The 18,008-nt window shown below is 37.8% G+C and carries 15 protein-coding genes and 2 pseudogenes; 3 read left to right on the top strand and 14 right to left on the bottom strand.

What is annotated here, in order from left to right; translation table 11 throughout:
• Positions 1–31: 31 nt before the first annotated feature.
• The 12 genes and pseudogenes from ACQKN4_RS11490 to ACQKN4_RS11545 all read right to left on the bottom strand — a co-directional run bounded on the left by ACQKN4_RS11490 (position 32) and on the right by ACQKN4_RS11545 (position 14,759).
• A complete protein-coding gene (locus tag ACQKN4_RS11490; protein ID WP_427483723.1) occupies positions 32–1,306 on the bottom strand; it encodes a hypothetical protein in 1,275 nt (424 codons plus the stop codon).
• Positions 1,307–1,549: 243 nt separating this feature from the next.
• Positions 1,550–2,140, bottom strand: a complete 591-nt coding sequence (gene leuD / locus ACQKN4_RS11495) for a 3-isopropylmalate dehydratase small subunit (protein WP_079562075.1) — start codon at positions 2,138–2,140, stop codon at positions 1,550–1,552.
• Between the two features lie 30 nt (positions 2,141–2,170).
• A complete protein-coding gene (gene leuC, locus ACQKN4_RS11500; protein WP_427483724.1) occupies positions 2,171–3,571 on the bottom strand; it encodes a 3-isopropylmalate dehydratase large subunit in 1,401 nt (466 codons plus the stop codon).
• Positions 3,572–3,755: 184 nt separating this feature from the next.
• Positions 3,756–4,139 (bottom strand): annotated as a pseudogene (locus ACQKN4_RS11505) (RNA-guided endonuclease InsQ/TnpB family protein); the annotation flags it as partial.
• A gap of 680 nt (positions 4,140–4,819) precedes the next feature.
• A complete protein-coding gene (gene leuB / locus ACQKN4_RS11510; protein WP_079562073.1) occupies positions 4,820–5,920 on the bottom strand; it encodes a 3-isopropylmalate dehydrogenase in 1,101 nt (366 codons plus the stop codon).
• Between the two features lie 260 nt (positions 5,921–6,180).
• Positions 6,181–6,342, bottom strand: a pseudogene (locus ACQKN4_RS11515) (2-isopropylmalate synthase); the annotation flags it as partial.
• 31 nt (positions 6,343–6,373) lie between these two features.
• On the bottom strand, positions 6,374–7,408 hold the full coding sequence (ilvC, locus tag ACQKN4_RS11520; protein WP_197144330.1) for a ketol-acid reductoisomerase: 1,035 nt from the start codon (positions 7,406–7,408) through the stop codon (positions 6,374–6,376).
• A gap of 97 nt (positions 7,409–7,505) precedes the next feature.
• Entirely contained in the window at positions 7,506–8,021 is a 516-nt protein-coding gene (gene ilvN / locus ACQKN4_RS11525) for an acetolactate synthase small subunit (RefSeq protein WP_079562071.1), read from the bottom strand.
• A complete protein-coding gene (gene ilvB / locus ACQKN4_RS11530) occupies positions 8,018–9,784 on the bottom strand; it encodes a biosynthetic-type acetolactate synthase large subunit (protein ID WP_427483725.1) in 1,767 nt (588 codons plus the stop codon). The genes ilvN and ilvB overlap by 4 nt, the downstream gene beginning before the upstream one ends.
• Positions 9,785–10,250: 466 nt before the next feature.
• Entirely contained in the window at positions 10,251–11,921 is a 1,671-nt protein-coding gene (gene ilvD, locus ACQKN4_RS11535) for a dihydroxy-acid dehydratase (RefSeq protein ID WP_079562069.1), read from the bottom strand.
• 352 nt (positions 11,922–12,273) lie between these two features.
• Positions 12,274–13,596: a D-arabinono-1,4-lactone oxidase gene (locus ACQKN4_RS11540; protein ID WP_079562068.1), complete on the bottom strand. Its 1,323-nt coding sequence runs from the start codon at positions 13,594–13,596 to the stop codon at positions 12,274–12,276.
• On the bottom strand, positions 13,584–14,759 hold the full coding sequence (locus ACQKN4_RS11545; RefSeq protein ID WP_427483726.1) for an amino acid deaminase/aldolase: 1,176 nt from the start codon (positions 14,757–14,759) through the stop codon (positions 13,584–13,586). The genes ACQKN4_RS11540 and ACQKN4_RS11545 overlap by 13 nt, the downstream gene beginning before the upstream one ends.
• A gap of 435 nt (positions 14,760–15,194) precedes the next feature.
• Here ACQKN4_RS11545 and ACQKN4_RS11550 point away from each other — a divergent pair, with 435 nt between their 5' ends.
• Positions 15,195–15,740 (top strand): cysteine hydrolase family protein, encoded by a 546-nt coding sequence (locus ACQKN4_RS11550; protein WP_427483727.1) that lies wholly within the window; start codon positions 15,195–15,197, stop codon positions 15,738–15,740.
• A 216-nt stretch (positions 15,741–15,956) separates the two neighbouring features.
• A complete protein-coding gene (locus tag ACQKN4_RS11555; protein ID WP_079562065.1) occupies positions 15,957–16,214 on the top strand; it encodes a GlsB/YeaQ/YmgE family stress response membrane protein in 258 nt (85 codons plus the stop codon).
• A gap of 179 nt (positions 16,215–16,393) precedes the next feature.
• On the opposite strand, the gene ACQKN4_RS11560 is transcribed toward ACQKN4_RS11555, so the two are convergent.
• On the bottom strand, positions 16,394–17,092 hold the full coding sequence (locus ACQKN4_RS11560; RefSeq protein WP_427483728.1) for a lytic transglycosylase domain-containing protein: 699 nt from the start codon (positions 17,090–17,092) through the stop codon (positions 16,394–16,396).
• Between the two features lie 171 nt (positions 17,093–17,263).
• Between ACQKN4_RS11560 and mscL the strand changes: the two genes are divergently transcribed.
• Positions 17,264–17,653 (top strand): large conductance mechanosensitive channel protein MscL, encoded by a 390-nt coding sequence (gene mscL, locus ACQKN4_RS11565; protein WP_079562063.1) that lies wholly within the window; start codon positions 17,264–17,266, stop codon positions 17,651–17,653.
• A gap of 81 nt (positions 17,654–17,734) precedes the next feature.
• Here the strand turns inward: mscL and ACQKN4_RS11570 are convergent, their stop codons facing one another.
• The gene (locus ACQKN4_RS11570; RefSeq protein ID WP_427483729.1) at positions 17,735–17,896 is read right to left on the bottom strand and encodes a hypothetical protein; all 162 of its coding nucleotides are present in this window, start codon (positions 17,894–17,896) and stop codon (positions 17,735–17,737) included.
• Positions 17,897–18,008: the final 112 nt, after the last annotated feature.

Raw genomic sequence — 18,008 nt, forward strand, 5'->3', positions numbered from 1 at the left:
CGAATGAGTTTTATGCTATTCCCCCCTTATGTTAACTACTCATTATTACCCGAACCTTTTCACTTGCCATAAATGCTCTTTCATAACAATTACTCGCTTGTTTATATGCAAGAAGAGTTCTATAAAGTTCAGCAAATAATGGTGCATAAAACAAAATTAAAGAATAATATTTTTGTTGTTCAAAATAACATAATGTTTTTTCTTCTAATGCTTTTAATGACAATTGTTCAATTTTCTCGTTAGAAATAAAACTAAGTACTTCAAATTGATATTTTTCATGCCTCTTTTGAAAAGATAAATCTTTAAAACATTCAATCATTTGCTTCATCTTTTCAAGGTTATTATGACGATATAAAGTTCGAATATAATTTACAACAGTAAGTGACTGACATTCAAAAATTAAAGATTTTTCATAATTCTCGATGGCTTGTTCAAATAATTCCTGGCATTCGTAGCAATAACCTAAATTATTATAAATAGAACTCATTTGATTTGGTGTTTGTAAATCTACAACATGTTCAACTAAATCTAAACTAGCTTCATATTCTTTAATTGCTTTTTCAAATTGATATAGTGAATTTAAAATAACTGCATTCATTAAATATAAATTCAATTGAAATAATGGTGCGTAATAATGTGTAAATACATTACTCGCAGCTTCAATATAATTAAGTGCTTCCTGATTTTGATATTCTCGGTTATAAGCAAACGCTAAATTATATAAACAATAAGCATGCTCGAAGCTTTTTCCATTTTTATAATATTGCTCGACATCAAACTGTTGATTCATGTTAATTAGTTCTGCATATAGTTCAGTTTTTAAATAATAATTACCGATTGTTAAAATATACATTTGCGTGATACGATTGGATTCCCAATCAATAAACGGCATAATTTTTTCTAAAAGCTTTTCGGCTTCCATCATCTTGTTGTCAAAAAGGAAATAACGACAAAGTACAATTGCATATTTTAGTTGTATTTCATCTATATACTCAGTTTTTGGATATGCAATAATCTTCTCATATTCTTTTGAAGTTAATGGTCGATGAAGAATGATTTTCTCCCAAATCAGCTCCAACTGTTCATTTATCTGTTCTTGGTTTTCGGTATGTTGATGTAAATCAATATTTAATCGTTGTAGTAACATTTCATAAATTGCTTTATCAGCAACCACTAGACCATTTTCAATACGACTCAAATACGAAGATGTACATATACCTATTGCCAGATCATCTTGTTTAATCTGCTGTTTTTTTCGTTGATGTTTAATTAACTGCCCTATATTTCTAAAAAAGCTATCATTCATTCCCCCCACCTCTAATTTTATTTTATCAAAATATTGCATCAATTTATTGTGTAATTTTACTAAAAATAAACATTCAAATATTTAATATTTGAAACATATACACAAGAATATCGGTACTGGAGGGGAAGTGATATTTTCTTGGCCTCTTAATGTTTGTCCTTCGAATCATAATTCCTTTTCTCAGCATTAAAAAAACTGAAGACAACTAGTATGTCTTCAGTCTAAAACTCATCGCTACATCAATTAAAAAGCAATACGTTTTGCTTCATAAGCAGCGATTTGTTCTTCGTATTTAAAGGTAAGAGCAATCTCATCCCATCCATTCAGCAATGTTTCCTTATAGTAAGGATCGATGTTAAATTTATAAACTACACCATCTTCACCCGTTACTGTTTGTGCTTCCAGATTGACTTCCATCGCGTATGGTTTTTCTAAGCCTTTTGTTAAAATTTCATCACACTCTGCTTCAGTTAATTTGATTGGTAATATCCCATTTTTGAAGCAGTTATTATGGAAAATATCTGCGAATGATGGTGCAATCACTACATTGAAGCCGTAATCTAAGATTGCCCACGGTGCATGTTCACGAGAAGAACCACAGCCGAAGTTATCTTGTGCTACTAAAATCTTAGAGTTTTTGAATTCAGGTTTGTTTAACACAAAGTCTTTTATTTCATTACCCTCTGCGTCGAAGCGCCAATGGTAAAATAAATACTGTCCAAACCCTGTACGCTCAATACGCTTTAAAAACTCTTTCGAAATAATTTGGTCTGTATCGACATTTTTACGATCAAGTGGTGTTATCACACTTTTTACGATATTAATTGGTTCCATTTGCAATCATCCCTTCCGTGTAAATGGAATTTACACAGTTTTCTTTACGAATTCACGAACATCCACAAAATGACCAGCAATTGCTGCCGCTGCTGCCATTGGCGGTGAAACTAAGTGTGTACGAGAACCCGCTCCCTGGCGTCCTTCAAAGTTGCGGTTTGATGTTGATGCACATCGTTCACCAGCTGGTACTACATCATCATTCATCGCCAGACACATAGAGCAACCTGTCTCACGCCATTCAAATCCAGCATCTGTAAAGACTTTATCTAATCCTTCTGCTTCTGCTTGTTGTTTCGTCGAATAGGAGCCAGGTACAACAATCGCTGTTACATTTTCATGCACCTTACGTCCTTTGATGACATCTGCTGCTGCACGTAAATCACTAATGCGTGAATTTGTGCAGGAACCGATAAATACGTGTTGAATATCGATTGATGTTAATGGTTGACCTTCCTCTAAGCCCATATAAGAAAGTGCTTTTCGAAGAGCAGCTTTATCTGATTCATCCTCATAATCTGTTTGTGTTGGAACATGACTTGACACACCTGAACCCATTGACGGATTCGTTCCCCAAGTAATGATTGGCTCTATGTCTTCTGCTTGAATGATTCGAACTGTATCATATGTCGCATCTTCATCGGATGCTAAGCTTAACCAATAATTTGCCGCTTCCTCAAACTTTTCTCCTTGAGGTGCATGTTTACGTCCACGGATATAATCAACAGTCGTTTCGTCAGGAGAAATTAACCCTGCCTTTGCACCCGCCTCAATCGACATGTTACAAATTGTCATCCGTTCTTCCATAGAAAGTTTGTGGATAGCCTCTCCAGTGAATTCCACAATATGTCCTGTGCCTACACCGATACCGAATTTAGAAATAATCGCTAGAATAATATCTTTTGCAGCTACGCCTACAGGGAGCTCACCTTCAACACGAATTTCCATTGTTTTTGGCTTGTTTTGCCATAGGGTTTGTGTTGACAATACATGCTCTACCTCAGATGTACCAATACCGAAGGCAATCGCTCCGAACGCTCCATGTGTAGACGTATGAGAGTCCCCACAAACAATCGTTTTGCCAGGTTGAGTTAAACCTAGCTCAGGTCCAATTACGTGAACAATACCTTGGTCAGGGTGCCCCATTCCTGCAAGCTCGACGCCAAATTCTTCAGCGTTTTTAGCTAACGTCTCAATTTGATTACGTGCAATTGGATCATGAATCGTCGGTAGATTTTTTGTAGGCACGTTATGATCCATTGTCGCAAAGCTTAAATCTGTACGACGCACTTGACGTCCGTTCAAACGTAAACCTTCAAAAGCTTGCGGAGAAGTGACTTCATGAATTAAATGGAGATCTATATATAACAGGTCCGGTTTGCCCTCTTCCTGATAAACGACGTGTTTATCCGATACGAAAAATATATACATCTCTTAAGAAATGTTAACACCCCTACAGTGACACAACTTATATCTTCCGAATTTCGTTTTGTGTCTTCCTTATTCTACGAGTCTGGTTTCGCCGAAGCTATTACCATTTAGTATGACTCTCCAAAGGCTTAAATTCCACAGTATCGTTGCGTACACATCTAAGACTTAGTTTCAGTTAAGCTCCTTAGATTGAATAATTTGCTAAGTTAATGCTTGCGTTCAAATCTCTATCCAGTTTTAATCCGCAAGAGCAGATAAATAATCTGTCTTTCAGTCTCAAACCGGATTTGATTTGTCCACAACTAGAACAAGTTTTTGATGAAGGAAACCATCTGTCGGCTTCAACAAATTCAATTCCATATTTTTCACATTTGTATTGAATTTGCCGTTTGAATTCATATAACTTCTGCTCGGCTACCGCCTTCGCCAGATGTTTATTTTTCATCAAACCTTTTACATTTAAATGTTCCATAACAATACGAGATGGTTTGGTTTTCACAATCTCATTAGAACATTGATGTAAATGATTTGTTCGGATGTCATGAAGTCGCTTATATAAATTACGGATTACAACATTTACACCAACATGTTTCGCAAATTTCCCAATGGACATTAATTCCATGCATACCACCTCTCTTTCACTAGGGTTTTACCCTATTTAGAGAGGTTGTTAACATTTTTATAGTTGTATATATTTTTCTTGTTCACACGAAGGCGCAACCCTTCATGCAGTCTTTCTCTCACGAGTAGACCTCTTATGCTTTCACATAAGCGCAGACTATATCTTCATCTTATCTTCTAATAAGAGCCACATTTTTCTTCCGCCATTCGCTTGCGGTTTTACTCTCCCTCAAGGAGATAGTCGTTGAACGTCTTCCTTGTCTCAGTAGAGATTTAGGACTTTCGCTGCTAAACATCCATTGCCAAAGCACTTAGCGCCACCGTTTTCCATTGTCACGATGATCCTTCACGGACACTGAGTGATTTTTTTTCAGCTTATGCCATCCTTGTTGTTTTTTCTGCTTTCGCACCGTTACGTCAGCCGTTTCCAGCTCCGCTTTGGTCACAAGGCTTTAGGAGTTAAAAGCAATTAACGTGGAGTTCGCACCAATCGCTTGATACGAAGGGTATTCTATTATAAATCTATGCTTCTATACAGGTTTGTATAGTTTTGTCTAAATTTATTGTAACAGTTTAGTTACCCAAATCTTTTCAATTATATTTTTTCCCATTATCTTCACTCATTTCTTAAATGTATGTTGTCATAATGCTTTCTGAAACAAAGCTTGTATCTATTTCGTTAATTACTTTATCTGTCCATTCATTTGTCGACATTATACGAGCGCCGTCACGTGCAAGATCTGCAGTGAAATAACCATCATCAAATACTGCACTTACAGCACGTTCAATTTCTGCTGCTTCTTCTTTTAAGCCAAATGAATATTGTAGCATCATAGCAACTGAAAGAATTGTTGCTGCTGGGTTAGCGACACCTTGACCTGCAATTTCTGGTGCTGAGCCATGTACTGGTTCATATAGACCAAAATTATCTCCGCGAATGGACGCAGAAGGTAGTACGCCTAAAGAGCCTGTAATAACAGATGCTTCATCACTTAAAATATCTCCAAACATATTTTCAGTAACTACCACATCATATTGACTAGGATTTGTAATTAATTTCATAGCAACTGAGTCAACTAAATTATGCTCTACATGCACATCTGGATAATCCTTTTTCTTCGCTTCTACTACTTCGCGCCATAAACGACTTGTTTCAAGTACATTTGCTTTATCAACAGAGCATAATTTGCCTCCACGTAAACGTGCTAATTCAAAGGCATTTTCAACGATACGCTCAACTTCTGCAGTTGAGTAAACCGTTGTATCAATCGCGCCATTTTCAGTACGCATACGTGGTTCCCCGAAGTATACGCCGCCTGTTAATTCACGTACAATTATTAAATCGACATTTTCAGCTACTTCACGCTTTAATGGGGAAGCATCTAGTAAACTCGGGAACGCCTTTACTGGACGAAGATTTGCGAATAAGTCAAAATGTTTGCGAATACGTAGCAAACCTTTTTCTGGACGTAATTCAGGTGGGTTGTTATCCCATTTCGGACCACCTACCGCTCCAAGTAAAACTGCATCACTGTTTTCGCACATCTCAATTGTTTCATCTGGTAGTGGATTATTGTGTTGGTCGATGGCAGCGCCTCCGATTGTTGCATAACCTAAATGGAATGTATGGTTGAATCGCTTACCAATCACCTGTAATACACGTACAGCAGAAGCAACAACCTCTGGCCCAATTCCGTCACCAGGAAGTACTGTAATTTTTTTCTCCATCGTCAAAACACCTTTCTTTGTATAGCGTTGACTACGCTATTTTAGTAAGACTCCCACCTATTTTAATAGGTGAGGTCATCAATATTACGACTACACGTTATTGGCATAATTGCGTTTGAAATGTGCATTATGCTGATTCCATACACTACCATCAAAACCTGCGATATTTACACAGAAGCTTAAAGATCGATTAACTTACAGGCTGTGCACGAAGGCTTTGTATCAAATGACGGTTAATGGCATTTAAATAAGCTTTTGCCGATTGCTTCCCAAGTTGTGCCGATATCTTTCTGTACACAGCAGGCTAATCCTGTTACGGTAGACTTTTTCACTGTTCCTGCAATACGATGTACCGCATCAAAGTCACCGGGTGACGAAGCAGGAAAACCTGCTTCAATAATTGTCACTCCCAGGTGCTTCAGTTACTTGGCTATTTGTGTTGTATCGAAAATATTAATTTTTCGCACTTGTAGCCACTTCTCTCACAACTTTTTCTTTACCTTCATTGATGAATGGCATCATAGCACGTAATTTAGCCCCAACTTCTTCGATTTGGTGATTTGCACCAGCTTCTTTGAATTTTGTATAGTCTGGACGACCGTTTTCGTTTTCTTGAATCCAGCGACGAGCGAATGTACCATCTTGGATATCCGTTAAAACATCTTTCATACGAGCTTTTACGGAGTCGTCGATAATACGTGGTCCTGCAACATAGTCACCCCACTCAGCTGTATCTGATACTGAGTAACGCATTGTTGCCATACCACCTTCAAACATTAGGTCGACAATTAATTTTAGTTCGTGAAGTGTTTCAAAGTAAGCTAACTCTGGTTGGTAGCCTGCCTCTACTAATGTTTCAAAACCTGCTCTTACTAATTGTGTAGCACCACCGCAAAGTACTGCTTGCTCACCGAATAAATCAGTTTCAGTTTCTTCTTTGAATGATGTTTCAAGTAAACCGCCACGAGCTGCACCGATTCCTTTACCGTAAGCTAGAGCTAAATCTTTTGCTTGACCAGTTGCATCTTGATGGATTGCGAATAAGCCTGGTACACCAGCACCTTCTTGGAACTGACGACGAACTAAGTGTCCCGGACCTTTCGGTGCAACTAAGAATACGTCCACATCTGCTGGTGGTGTAATTTGACCGAAGTGAATGTTGAAGCCATGTGCAAACATAAGTGCTTTACCTGCTTCAAGATGTGGAGCGATTTCAGCCTCATATACAGCTTTTTGACGCTCATCCGGAAGTAAAATTTGGATAACATCTGCTTCTTGCGCTGCTTCAGCAACAGTCTTTACATCTACTCCATCCGCTTTTGCTGCATCGAAAGATCCGCCTGGACGAACTCCTACTACTACATCGAATCCTGATTCTTTAAGATTTAAGGCATGTGCATGACCTTGTGAACCGTAACCGATGATTGCGATTTTCTTCCCTTTTAATACTTCCTCGTTGATGTTTTGATCATAATACATAGTAGCCATTGTTGTTTCCTCCTAATTTTTGTTTTGTTTTTTTAAACTTCGGATGCCAGTAAACCACTAAGGGCTATGTATCCAAAGCTTTCATTTTATATGCAAACTATTTTAAAATAGAGAGCTGCGAATTTGAGATTTTTTGTGTTTCACGAACAGATGCAGTAGCCCCTGTACGCGTTAATTCTTTAATACCATAAGGTCGAATAAGTTCAATAAAAGCATCAATCTTATCTGGATCTCCTACAACTTGATAGGTGACAACATTTTTCGCTGTATCAATAATTTGTGGACGGAATGGTTCAACAATTGAATTCATTTCCAGTCGTAAATTTGGTGGTGAAATTACCTTTACAAGCGCTAACTCACGTAGCACGATTGATTTATCTGTTATGTCATTGACCTTTAACACATCAATTTGCTTTGATAATTGCTTCACTAGCTGTTCAATTTTACGCTCATCCTCTACGTTTACAACAAAGGTCATTTTCGAAAAGTTTGGCTGTTCAGTATGACCAACTGTGATTGATTCAATATTGAATTGACGCTTCATAAGTAAACCTGTTACACGGTTTAAAACACCGCTTTGGTTAATCACTGTTACTGTAATTACTCGTTTCAATTCTTTTTCACCCCAATCATTTCATGTAAGCCTTTGCCTGGTGCTACCATTGGGTATACACATTGAAGTTGTTTTACACGACAATCAATTAACGCCGGCTCATCAGAAAGTAGTGCCTCGCGGAAAATACTTTCAGCTTCATCTATTGTGTTAATTCGATAGCCCTTCAAATTATATGCATCAGCTAATTTAACAAAATCTGGTTGAACCGGCATAAGTGAAGATGAATAGCGCTCCTCATAAAATGTTTCTTGCCATTGGCGAACCATTCCTAAACAGCTGTTATTTATAATCACAATTTTTACCGGTAAGTTGAATTCTTGCAGGATAGAAAGCTCTTGCGCAGTCATTTGGAATCCTGCATCACCTACAATGGAAACAACTTTTTTGTCTGGCTTCGCAAACTGGGCGCCAATTGCAGCTGGGAAGCCGAAGCCCATCGTACCAAGTCCACCAGACGTTACCCATCCATGATCATTGTTTAATCGATAATATTGTGCAGCCCACATTTGATGCTGACCTACATCTGTCGTGACAATTGCATCACCTTCAGTAATTTTATGCACAAGCTCTAATGCTTCCTGCGGTAATACTTCTTTGTCCCCCGGCTCCTTGCTGTACCATAATGGATATTCCTTTGTATGATTATTTAAGAATGTTAACCATTCTGCTGTATCCGGACCATCGAAGTCTTTTTTCAATAATGCTTTTAAAGCTTCTTTAGCATCTGCAACGATTGGAATGTCTGTCGGCACGTTTTTTCCAATTTCCGCTGGATCAATATCGATGTGTATGATTGTCGCATTTGGAGCAAATGTCGCCAAATTACCAGTTAAACGGTCATCAAAGCGAGCTCCGATATTCAACAATAAGTCTGATTTTGTAATAGCTGTATTCGCTGTTACAGTTCCATGCATTCCTGCCATACCGATGAATAATTCATGCTCTCCATGGATTGAACCAAGTCCCAGTAAAGTGTTTGCTACTGGAATTTCATATTTTTCAGAGAATGCTGTTAACTCTTCTTTGGCATCTGCAAAAAGAACACCAGCTCCAGCTAAAATAACTGGTTTTTTGGCCAATGAAATCGCCTGTATAGCCTTTTGAACTTGTAAATAATTTGGTTTGTACGTTGGCTGATAACCTGGTAAATATATTTCTTCCGGAGCCTGTGGTGGTGTCTCTACATCAAATAGCATTTGAGATACGTTTTTCGGAAAATCAACTACAACAGGACCCTTTCGGCCAGTACTTGCAATATGGAATGCCTCTTTAACAATACGCGGGATATCATTAACATCCTGCACCTGATAATTGTGCTTCGTAATTGGTGTCGTAATCCCCATAATATCCGCTTCTTGGAAAGCATCTGTACCAATTACAGCCGTTGAAACTTGACCTGTGAAAACAACTAATGGAATAGAATCAATCATCGCATCGGCAATACCAGTTACTAAGTTCGTTGCCCCTGGTCCACTAGTTGCAATAACAACACCAGGTTTATTGGAAACTCGTGCATAACCTTCCGCAGCGTGAATTGCACCTTGTTCATGTCTAGTTAAAATATGACGAATCGGATTTTTATAAATGGCATCATAAATTGGTAGTACCGCTCCACCTGGGTAACCAAAAATAATTTCAACACCTTGCTCATGTAGTGCCTGCACTAATACGTCGGCACCATCTTTCGCTTGATAGGTTTGTTCAGCTTTTGCTGATGTTGCTAATTCTTCTTTTTCATTGATAGAAACATTCGTACTCATCAAATATGCCTCCTTCTTATCATTCAATTTCACATCAGTAATGCGCATCATTGAAGTGTTACTAGCTGGTTCTCTCCTTGAAAAGAGATGACAGACTCTTCCAAACGTCGTTTTAAAAAATAAAAAGCCCTTTTCTCCACACGCAAAGAACTACCTTGCGTAGGGATGAAAAAGACTTTCCATGGTACCACCCTTTTTTATAGCAAATAATTGCTACCTCGCGAATAAATGTAACTATTTATGCACCCATGCGAAATCACTCGTATCCAAGACGATGTCATAAATCATTTATCCATTAATAACGAGCACTTTCGATTATGCCCGGAGCTATCTAATTGCGTACATGCGTTTAATAGCTCACTCCGAGGGGATGTCGGATCTAGTTGTATCGCCGGCTTCCAGCACGACCGGCTCTCTGGTAGATACAAGGCTCTAGAACCTTTAACCTCATCAACGTTTTAACTTTTTAAATTTTCATAACGCCACCTGTAGAGGCGCTTGTTACTAATTTTGAATATCTTGCTAGCCAACCACGCTTAATTTTCGGCTCAAATACCGGTAATTTTGCACGGCGCTCCGCTAATACTTCATCTGAAACTTCTAAATTGATCGTACGATTTGGTAGATCAATTGTGATCACATCGCCATTCTCTACTAAAGCGATAGGACCGCCTTCTGCTGCCTCTGGTGAAATATGTCCGATTGAAATACCGCGAGATGCACCGGAGAAGCGTCCATCCGTAATTAACGCAACCTTTGTACCAAGACCGCGACCTTGAATTGCAGAGGTTGGTGCTAGCATTTCAGGCATCCCAGGGCCACCTTTTGGTCCTTCGTAGCGAATGACGACTACATGACCCTCTTTTACAGTTCCGTTATCAATATTTTCCTGTGCAGCATCTTGTGAATCAAAGATGATTGCTTCACCTTTGAATACTTTGATAGAAGGGTCTACAGCTCCTACTTTAATAACTGAACCGTCTGGCGCGATATTACCAAATAAAACCGATAAACCACCAACTGGGCTATAAGGATTATCTTTCGTACGAATTACTTCATCATTTGTAATATGATAATCCTTTACAAGTTCGCCCATTGTCACTCCTGCAACTGTTGGTCGATCTGGGTGAATAGCACCTGGAATAGATACTAATTCATTAATAATGGCACTAACGCCACCCGCTTTATTTATATCATCCATTGAAATATCTGAAGCAGGCATAATTTTCGCTAGATACGGAACACGCTCTGCTACTTTATTAATATCTTCAATGTTATAATCGATTTCAGCTTCATTGGCGATTGCTAATGTATGGAGGACTGTATTTGTCGAACCACCCATCGCCATATCAAGTGCAAATGCATCATCAATTGCTTCTTTAGTAATAATGTCTCGAGGCTTGATGTCCTCTTTGATCATATGGACTAATTGTTTAGCAGCTTCTTTAATAAGCTTATGGCGCTCATCAGAAGTAGCTAGGATTGTTCCATTACCAGGTAAAGCTACTCCTAGCATTTCCATTAAGCAGTTCATAGAGTTTGCAGTAAACATTCCTGAACATGAACCACATGTTGGGCATGCATTGTTTTCAATATCTAACAGCTCTTCAGATGACATTTTGCCTGATTTAAGAGCTCCTACACCTTCAAAAACTGAAGTTAATGAAAGTTGCTTGCCAGTAGCAGAAGTACCCGCCTCCATTGGACCACCAGATACGAAAATTGATGGTACGTTAGTACGAACTGCTGCCATTAACATCCCCGGTGTGATTTTGTCACAGTTAGGAATATAAAATACGCCATCAAACCAGTGTGCATTAATAACTGTTTCAGCAGAGTCTGCGATAATTTCACGGCTTGGTAACGAGTAACGCATACCAATGTGCCCCATTGCAATACCATCATCTACACCGATTGTGTTAAATTCGAATGGAATTCCACCCGCTTCAATAATGGCCTCTTTGACAACATCAGCAAATGTACGTAAATGAACGTGACCTGGTATAATGTCGATATAAGAATTACAAACCCCGATAAATGGCTTGCCTAAATCTTTCGCTTTTACTTTGCCTGTTGCATATAAAAGACTTCGATGTGGCGCACGATCTACGCCTACTTTAATCATGTCACTTCTCATTTTAAACGCCCCTCATTTATTGCTATGTTCGTTGCTATATACGAAATGTTCTGTCTATTTTATTTTTGCGTATATGTTAATCGCCTAAGGCAACTAATTGATGTAACGAACTTGTTAAATTGTTGTTATCATAGTACGAAAAAAAGGTCTCGTCAACAGTATTTTTTGAATTATCTAAACAATTTAAATAATACGCAAAATTTGAAATCGTTTTCATGCTGACTAATTGTCGTTTTTATCTCGCTTCCGTGAATATTTTGACATTTCGTTCAAATTTTAATTTTTTTAATAATCTTTCAACACTTTTGCTTAATCTATCAAAAGAGATGAACTGCAATTAAAGAAATAGCGCTTATAATGTAAATAATTTTCTTAAGTACCCTGTCAAAAACACATTATCAGGATCACATTGACTTCGAATGGCTAAAAATTTTTCAACATCCGGGTATAACTCGTATACATAATTAGCAGCTAAATGATTTAGTTTGCCCCAATGTGGTCGCCCCTTATATTTCTTCATCATCGTATGGACCCATTCAAAATAAGGCCCTTCCTGCATTCCTTTATACATATGAAAGGCAATAAACGCTGATTCTTGACCTTGGGTAGGACTTAAAAAACCTGCTTCACCTGCTGTTGTACGACATTCTAACGGAAAATGCACATTAAAAATTCCACTTTTAAAAGTTGCATGGATCTCCTCCATACATGACTCAAATTGCATTAATGGAATAGCATATTCACTTTCTTGAAACTTTACGCTACGTGGAGACGGATAAATTTCATAGCTTATCCCCATTTTTTCCCCTTCTACAACATTTGCTGCAGCTAACTTACTCATAGCACCACTAAACGATGGTTTCCATTTACAAAGTTCTGACATAGCAAAAAAAGCACCGTTCTCTACTATTTGAAGTTTCAATGTTTCAATTCTTTTACTCCATTCACTCTGATAAACAGGTTCTATAGCGTTCATACGCTTTACTTGAATTGTTTCACTACTAGGGAAATAAAACCACTCAACATGTCGATGCAGTCGAATATCTTCAGCAAATTTCGCCAGCCCATTTGCTAAAGTATCTCTTGTGCTTACATAATGTAAACTGTAAAGAGGGATTACTTTGATCGTCACTTTCACAAGCACACCAAGCATCCCTAATGAAACATGTAAAGCTTCAGATAAATCATCCATTCCTCTCATATGTTCCCTATAAGTACCTGTACCATCTACAAAACCCCACTTTATTACAGCTGAGGATAACGAGCCGAGTGTTACACCAGTTCCATGGGTCCCTGTTGACACTGCTCCTGCAATCGTTTGCTCTTGAATATCGCCCATATTTATTAGAGCAAAGCCATGCTTCGCAAGTAATGGGCCTATTTCATATAAATACGTTCCGGCCCAAAGAGTCGCTTCTTGTTTCTCCTCATTCACCGCTATAAGCCCACGCATATTATGTAAAGACAATGCTATATGCTCAGGCATCGCAACAGCACTAAAGGAGTGAGCTGCACCTGTGACACGAATCGTTTTTCCAAATTCACGTGCATGCCCCACGATATTTGTAACCTCTTCAATCGACCGTGGTAAGTACATCTCAGATGGATAAGAGATTACATTACCTGCCCAGTTTGTCCACTTCTCACCATTTTTCCACTTATCTATAGAAAACACTGTCCATCCCCCCTATAGGTTGTATAAGCTCCTACATACTTGTCTCCTCTAACTCCATGTAGTTCTTGAAATCTTTCGCAAAGTTCTCCAGCCTTCGCGTGCCGGAAATAAAGCGTGTCCCCTACATGAACATTTTTATGTTTTACCTTAACGGGTGTCTGAACTTCTCCTGCGCCTTCTAGGTTAAGATATGAAAAAAAGGTTGGGTCATAGAATACCGGTAAGCGATCAGCACTAATTGCCCCTGACGCCGTATAGCCTCCGCCGTGACAAACAACAATATTTTTTTCTGGCTTTCTTGTGACACTTAAAGCAAATCCAGCTGCCTTTTCCAGCTGTAAATGCGAAAATTGATCGAATAAAGCAGGTGCATAAAATGCAGAGCCAACCGTAATTTCTGTTACCTCCTTTTGTTGTGCTGTGTATGCCATACTTCCTGAACCGCCACCATTTACTAAGTGCAAGCTTGGAAAATATGCTTTTATATGTGCAATGGCTAATCTACGAAACTGAGTAACTTGCTTTTTAGCTTGCAATTGCATAGCTTCAATAAATTTTCCTTTCACAGCATTAGCTGGACGATTACCAACTCCTGCAATTTGAGCCTCGTAGCCCATCGCTCCAACTACTTCAATAAAAGCTTGATTTTTAATATATTCGAGGAATGGTGTTAGTGTCTCAAGTGAATGGAGCGAAGAGCGTTTTGTACCAAAATAAAGCATCTTAAAATCAGTGGATACATTAATATCAATACATACTCGCACACGAATGCCAAGCTCTCGCCCTAGTTCCGCCAAAAATCGGACATGTTCCCATCTATCGACCATAAAAGTGACAGTTTTTTCTGCTTTTACGAAGTGCAATAACTGACGTACAGCAGCTTCTTCCATCACCGGATATCCGAGCAGTAAATCATCAAAATGCTGTTGAAGTAAAAATATTGTTTCTGACGCAGTAAATGTCATAAATCCCTTCACATTGGGGAGATTATTTTGTATATAGCGTAATATCTCGATAGAACGAATCGATTTCGTAGCAATACGTATATTTTTCTGTCCACAGGAGTCATGAACAGTCGCTATATTGTGATCCAGTGCATCAAAGTCCAACCAAGCAAAAGGGCGCTCTAGCTCATGGAACGCTCGATCAAATCTAATGGTCATCCTACCCCTCCTTTGTTTGTATTTTGTCTTTGACATTTACCGTAGAAATTCCATTTAATTCTATGCAAATTCTATGAGAACAAATAAAAAACAACCGTGGACATGTAATAAAATATGCCTTCACGGTTGTTTTAATAATGGACAAGCATTTAACTCACCTTTCTATTTTTTAAGAGATTACGAGGAGAATATAAAATCCGCTGCTAAATTTAATAACACTAGCAGATGCAAGCCTGCAATAAGAAATCCTTGGCGATTTAAACGTTTCATAGCTGTCATATTCATATAGACCACTCTCCTTTTTTCACATTATACGCTCAGAAAAATCAATTTTCAAACTATTCGTAATATTAAATTTGATTCATTTTTCTGACAAACAGGCCCAAATATGGCATGATAATAAGTGAAATTATACCTATAAGGAGTGTGAAAAGGTTGAAAAAGGCTTTATTAGTAATTGATTATACGTATGATTTTGTCGCTTCTGATGGAAAACTAACATGTGGAGAGCCCGGTCAAGCATTAGATCAAAAAATTTCTTCTTTAATTCAACAATTTATTGCTGAAAAAGAATTTGTTGTTTTTGCGAATGATTTACATGAGGAAGATGACCCATTCCACCCTGAAACCAAACTCTTTCCTCCTCATAATATTCGTGGCTCTAAAGGACGCCATTTATACGGGCAAGTTGGTGAACTGTATAACCTTCACAAAAATAAAGTGATGTGGCTCGATAAAACGCGTTATAGCGCATTTGCCGGAACCAATTTATCGATTTTATTGAATGAGCGAGGGATTAAAGAAATTCATTTAGTTGGTGTTTGTACTGATATTTGTATTTTACACACTGCGGTTGATGCTTATAATTTGGGCATTTCAACGATCATTTATGCAGATGGTGTTGCAAGTTTTGATGCTGCAGGTCATGAATGGGCATTGCGTCATTTTGAATATACATTAGGTACAACTGTTATTAAGTAATCCATTTCGCGTTAGCGTAATTGTAGTTTCTTCGCTACAGAAAACACTTACAAATGTTTTTTGCACAAAAATGAGGTATCAGCATAAGCTAAATAGAGATAAAACCTTCTTGTGAATTTGTAATAATTACTAAAGAAGCGAGGCGCGTTTAATATACTCCATTCAGGGCATAACTAAGCAATCGCCATTATATCTTAGTTTAAGGAGATGAAAAAAATGATTAGCTTCATTTGGTATTTAATCATCGGCGGAGTTTTAGGTTGGTTAGCTGGCGTAATTTTAGGTAAAGATGTACCTGGCGGCATTATTGGAAATATTGTTGCAGGGGTTGTCGGTTCGTGGATCGGTAGTATGGTTCTTGGCAACTGGGGTTGGCGAGTTAGTAATTTTTACGTATTCCCAGCATTAATTGGTGCTGTCGTGCTGATCTTCATCGTAAGCCTTATTTTAAAAGGTATGCGTAAAGCAACCTAAATATGTAATAAAGAGCCATCATTTTTGATGGCTCTTTACTTGTTGTAAAAAAACATTTCGGAGGTAAATGTTGTGGTTGATTGGAGTGGAGACTGCACGACTCCTTGGGGATCAGCAATAGAGGAACGGAAATCAACCATTCATTTTGCCGAAAGAATAAAGCCATTATATACGAGCAGTTACTTTTCTTTATATAGGACTACTTCTTTAAGCTCATCATGATAATCATTATACAAATTGAAATAATGTAACACCTTATCAACATATTCCTCACTGTGATTGTATGTATAGACCGCCTGCTGAATATGACCATCTGCTGCACCATTTTTCGATAAATAATTCGCGGCACTAAATATAGCGTCCTCAATATCATAAGGATCTGCTATACCATCTCCATTTGCATCTACTCCGTATCCACCATATTTTTGAATGATTTCTGGATTCATTAATTCAGACTTCGAAATATCCCCTTTCCCTAACCCCGAGCAGGATGAATGTTTCCAGCCGACAAATGTACAAGGCATAAATTGCAAATGCCCTTCTGCACCAGCTGATGAAACGAGCGATTTCATAGTAGAGAAGCGTGTTTCAATTCTATGATGGGCGGCCAGCAACGTCCAAGGCACACCGTATTTCTCTTCCGCTGCTACATAGATGGGAATATATTTCTCAGGAATGTTCATATCGAAATTTTGTTGAATTTCTTCTAGTTCTTTTTGCTTTGCTAATTTTTCAAATATAGTTAATGTTTGTAGCTCCTTCCATGCAAAAAAGGCGAAAACACAAACAGTTATCGCAATTGGTATTAGTAAAGCTATCATGCCTAATTGAACGGAAGGCGATAGCTTCGGTTGTTTTTTCTTCTTTTTATTCGCCATATGTCACACCTAATCTCTCTAATACTATTTCTATTTTACCAAAATTACCGTTATATGTAGTAGATTTTTCCGAATATATTTACCACTATTTTAGTAGTTGAAAAGATAGGGAAAAATATAGTAAAATATAATTCGATTAATTTTATGGATAATTATAGGGAGGAATTTGTTTTGTGGAAAGACTTTAAAGAGTTTGCTATGAAAGGCAATATTGTCGATCTAGCAGTGGCAGTAGTAATCGGTGGTGCTTTCGGTAAAATTGTTACCTCCTTAGTTGAAAATATCATTATGCCATTAGTCGGTATCTTAACTGGTGGTATTGATTTAACAAAAAGCTTTAAGTATGGTTCAGGTGAAGCTCAAATTCAGTTAGGCGTATTCTTACAGTCGATTCTTGACTTTTTAATTATCGCCTTTGCAATTTTCATGGCATTACGAATTATGACCAAACTATCTCGCAAAAAAGAAGAGGCTGTTGTGGAAGAGCCAGCACCAGAATTAGATTCTAAAGAAGAGCTTCTAAAAGAAATTCGAGATTTATTAAAAAAAGAACAAGCTTAAACCATATTCAAAAAAGAATCTGCCCATTACCACGGATAAGCCGAGGTAATGGGCAGATTCTTTTTTATTGAATAGATTTATTTATGGACGCAAATTCCATGGTTCAAATACGCCCACATGTTTTTCCGGTATTTCTTGTTTTATTGCATCAATAATTCCTTTTGCAATTTCACTATTTGTTAGCCATCTTGAAGAGTTGTTCTTTTCTATGACAAATCCAAGTCTCACTTCTCGATAAACCATATTAGAAGGTAAATAACTTTTTATACCGTCATTTTTTATGAAAGGGCTACTGCCTTTTATATGGTATAAAATCTTATTTTTTGTAGTAGGAATTGCTTCTAAAAGTGACTCC

The organism is Lysinibacillus sp. NPDC093692 (genome assembly GCF_050280125.1).
Classification (GTDB): Bacteria; Bacillota; Bacilli; order Bacillales_A; family Planococcaceae; genus Lysinibacillus.